Raw genomic sequence first — 1,402 nt, forward strand, 5'->3', positions numbered from 1 at the left:
AACCTAATCTTGTAGGGGTTTTAATTGGGATTAAGTCCATAGCCTATTTTGATGTAATAAAAACGCTCCAATGCCTGGCATAACACCTTCACTCCAGGCATTGGTTGCTTTGGGCAGCCAGCAAACCCCACCAGCTTACCAATGGCCAGTGTAGCCTGGCCCACAGTCATGATGGGCCCCTGACTGAGCCTCTCCAATAAATTAATTTCAGACTCCTCAAAGCAACTGCCAGCCGGTAGGTCCGCCTGTGTTCGTACTAAATACGTTACCCGTACCAATTGCCAGCCGACCACTGAGTAAAAGGCTAAGGCATTGACCATCGTCTGTAGATCATCGAATTGCAGCTTCTCCACGTGTAAACCACCGGATTTGAGTACATAGTGAAACCGTTCGATCCGCCACCGAAGGCTGTAAAAACCCACTATCCGTTGGGCATCCGACTCCTGATCAACCGCTAAACTGCTTAGTAAATACCATTCAGCCACTTGGTTAGCATCGAACACATCGATGCCCTGCTCGCTCAGAGCACCGACTTCACGAGCAATCACCACCCACAAGGGCGCGGTCTTATGCTTGGCCACGCTGTGATCCTTATCAGGCCACACATGGATCTTACAGGCCTGTAATCGCAACCGCAACCGAACCAGTTGATGGGCCCGAAGTACCTCCACTTCATGCTCACCCAACACCGGCAAGTGGGCGGCTAACTCGGGCAGTTGGTAGACCTGACCACTGCTAACCACTTCCAGCTTACGGGGCTGATGGACCCGCACTAACAAGTCAACCGATGGGGCCCGTTGGGCCTTAAAAAACGCGAATATGTCTGCTTCCCGATCTTGTACCAAGACCACCGGCTTGGCCGATTGGCCCAAGTGGCGATTGACTGCAGCTAGTCCCTTAATCCACTTCAGACTTTCTTTCCCCTCAAAGGGCTTATCGCCCTGGCGACTCCAATACTGCTGATCAAGCAAGCCCAATGGAACGCCTGTCTGGTTCATTAACAGCACATTGTGCTGAATAATGCCCTTGGTATCGCCCTGTATGGTACCCAATCCGGTCATGGCCTGATGCGTAGTGTAATTATAGTAAGTGGTATCCTGAGCAGCAATCAAATAGTCCCCTTGGCAGTCCTTTGCTCGCTGTAGGGTAGCCAGCAGGTGGCCTTCTAGCATGACCGATTCGCTCATACGCTGGTGGGCAAACAGAGCGGCCACGGTCTGGCGAAACGAAGGTCCCATCGCTTGGGAAAACGAGAGGCCGGTTTTTGAGTGCGCCTGTTGAAAGGCTTGCTCCAGGCTTTTTTTACCTGAGGACGGAAGGTTTTGATCTGGCTGAATTCACTCATGGTTTTCTGGGTTAGGCTACTAAACTCGCTCTTTTTCAAAACCCCTACAAGATTAGC

2 protein-coding genes are annotated in these 1,402 nt (G+C 51.4%); both read right to left on the reverse strand.

What is annotated here, in order from left to right; all coding sequences use genetic code 11:
- Nucleotides 1-20: 20 nt before the first annotated feature.
- Entirely contained in the window at nucleotides 21-1,238 is a 1,218-nt protein-coding gene (locus ACYVFD_RS35925) for an IS4 family transposase (RefSeq protein WP_461095442.1), read from the reverse strand.
- On the reverse strand, nucleotides 1,184-1,402 hold a 219-nt coding region (locus tag ACYVFD_RS35930; RefSeq protein ID WP_461095443.1), incomplete at its 5' end, for a hypothetical protein. The genes ACYVFD_RS35925 and ACYVFD_RS35930, both read right to left, overlap by 55 nt.

It is taken from the genome of Spirosoma gilvum (genome assembly GCF_054776815.1).